Consider the following 2511-nt stretch of genomic DNA (forward strand, 5'->3'; position numbering starts at 1 on the left):
GGTCAGCCGAACGCCGCGCAGGTCGGCGCCCGGCAGCGCGGCGAAGGACCAGTCACCGCCGTCCACCGTCAACGGACGCAGATCACATTCGCTGAAGGTGCTGCCGACCAGCTTGCAGCCGGTGAACTCGGCCTCGAAGAAGTTGCACCGCCGAAAGACGCACCGGGTGAACGCGGAGTCGACATGCCGGGAGGAGTTGAACGCCACGTTGCCGAACGTGCACCCGGTGAAGACGGCGCCTCTGCTCACCGCCTCGGTCAGGTCCACCCCGAAGAACTCGCAACCCACGAAGTGCCGGTCGGTCAGCTCCTCGCCGTACCAGTCGTCGGTGCGGACGGTCACGTCCTCGGTCAACTCCGGCATCCGGCCAGGCTAGTGGGCACCGCCGACGGCCGACGGACGGCGGGCCGGTGCCGGCCCCCTTCCGACGCCGGTGTACCGGCGAGTAGGTTCGGCGGCGTGAGTGTGGCTCGGAGCATGGACCCGGATCAGATCGGTTTCGACAGGGCGCGGCTGGCGCGGATCGACGAGCACTTCGGCAGGTACGTCGACGACGGCCGGCTGTCCGGCTGGCAGGTGGTGGTCACCCGCCGCGGCGAGGTGGCGCACTCCTCGACGTACGGGCTGCGCGACCGGGAGTCGGGCGCGCCGGTCGAGGCCGACACCCTGTGGCGGATCTACTCGATGACCAAGCCGGTCACCTCGGTCGCGGCGATGATGCTGTGGGAGGAGGGCCGGTTCGAGCTGACCGACGAGATCAGCCGCTGGCTGCCCGAGTTCGCCGACCTGCGCGTCTACTCCAAGGGGTCGACGCTCAAGCCGTACACCGTGCCGGCGGTCGAGCCGATCCGGGTCTGGCACCTGCTCACCCACACGGCCGGCCTGACGTACGGCTTCCTGCAGACCTCGGTGGTCGACGGGCTCTACCGGGCCGCCGGCTACGACCTGTACCCGCCGGCGGACGTGGACCTGGCCACCGCCAGCGCGACCTTCGGCGAGCTGCCGCTGCTGTTCCAGCCCGGCACGGCGTGGGGCTACTCCGTCGCCACCGACGTGCTCGGCCGACTCGTCGAGGTGATCTCCGGGCAGAGCCTCGACGCGTTCTTCGCGGACCGGATCTTCAACCCGCTGGGCATGACCGACACCCGCTGGTGGGTGGAAGGCGACGAGGCCGAGCGGCTGGCCGCGCTCTACGTACCGGATCCGCGCAGCGGCCGGGCCGTCCGCTACGACAGCCTCGGGTCGCTGGCGTTCCGCAAGCCGGCGTTGCTCTCCGGCGGCGGTGGTCTGATCTCCAGCGCGGCCGACTACCACCGCTTCACCTCGCTGCTGCTGCGCGGCGGGGAGCTGGACGGCGTCCGGCTGCTCGGACCGCGCACGGTGCGGCTCATGACCCGCAACCACCTGCCCGGCGGTCAGGACCTGGGCATCCTGTCCACCGGCGGCTTCGCCGAGACCACCCTGGACGGGATCGGGTTCGGCCTCGGCTTCGCGGTGGTCGACGACCCGATCCCCAGCCGGTTGCCGAGCAGCGTCGGCGAGTACTACTGGGGCGGAGTGGCCAGCACCGCGTTCTGGGTCGACCCGGCGGAGGAGATCACTGCCCTGCTGTTCACCCAGCTGATGCCGTCGAGCACCTACCCGTTGCGCTCCCAGCTGCGCCAGCTCGTCTACGCCGCCCTGGTCGACTGACGGTTCGCCGTTCCACCGACGCCGAGTCGGCCCACTGCCTAACCTGAGCCGGTGAGCACCATCGTCGTGTTTGGCGCGGGCGGCACCGCCGGTTCGCGGGTCGTCGCCGAGGCGGCCGACCGGGGGCATCGGGTGATCGCCGCCGTCCGCCGCCCGGAGGCCACCTCGTACCTGCCGGCCGGGGTGCGGACGGTCACCGGCGACGCGACCAGCCAGCGGAGTGTGCGGGAGCTGGCCCCGGACGCCGACGCGCTGGTCGTGGCGATCGGCGGCGGCGAACGCGAGCTGTGGCGCGACGCGGCGGAGAACCTGGTGACCGCACTGCGCGGGATGGCGGCCGCACCGCGGATCATCCACTTGGGCGGCGGGTCCACCCTGCTCACCCCGGGCGGCACCCGCATCCTCGACGAGCCGGACTTCCCGGCCGAGTACCGGGACGCGGCGCTGGGCCAGGCGGAGGCGCTGGACTACTACCGCACCGCCGCCGACGGGGTGACCTGGACGTACGTCTCGCCGCCCCCGCTGGAGTTCCACCCCGGCGCCCGCACCGGGCACTACCGCACCGGCACCGACCAGCCGGTCACCGACAGGCAGGGCCGTTCGGTGCTCACCTACGAGGACCTGGCGGTGGCGATCGTCGACGAGATCGAACAGCCACGACACCGGAACGCCCGCTTCACCGTCGCGTACTGACCGGGGTGCCGTCCGGCGGTGCTCAGTCGGCGAGGCGCTGGTGCTCGACATGGGCGAACCGGTCCGGATCGTCGACCTGGCGCGTCAGATGGCCGAGCAGGCCGCCAGCTCCGTGCCCATCGTCTA

General features: G+C 71.8%; 3 protein-coding genes. 2 read left to right on the plus strand and 1 reads right to left on the minus strand.

Annotated features, from left to right (window positions below):
- A partial coding sequence (locus tag KBX53_RS29385; RefSeq protein WP_210862873.1) for a pentapeptide repeat-containing protein occupies window positions 1–363 on the minus strand: 363 nt, incomplete at its 3' end.
- Between the two features lie 96 nt (window positions 364–459).
- On the opposite strand from KBX53_RS29385, the gene KBX53_RS29390 reads away from it, so the two are divergent.
- Together KBX53_RS29390 and KBX53_RS29395 are read left to right on the plus strand one after the other, a co-directional pair.
- A complete protein-coding gene (locus KBX53_RS29390) occupies window positions 460–1692 on the plus strand; it encodes a serine hydrolase (protein WP_210862875.1) in 1233 nt (410 codons plus the stop codon).
- 51 nt (window positions 1693–1743) lie between these two features.
- Entirely contained in the window at window positions 1744–2385 is a 642-nt protein-coding gene (locus KBX53_RS29395) for an NAD(P)-dependent oxidoreductase (protein WP_030331327.1), read from the plus strand.
- The last annotated feature ends 126 nt before the right edge of the window (window positions 2386–2511 follow it).

The sequence above is a fragment of the Micromonospora sp. M51 genome, from assembly GCF_018070305.1.
Taxonomy (GTDB): domain Bacteria; phylum Actinomycetota; class Actinomycetes; order Mycobacteriales; family Micromonosporaceae; genus Micromonospora; species Micromonospora parva.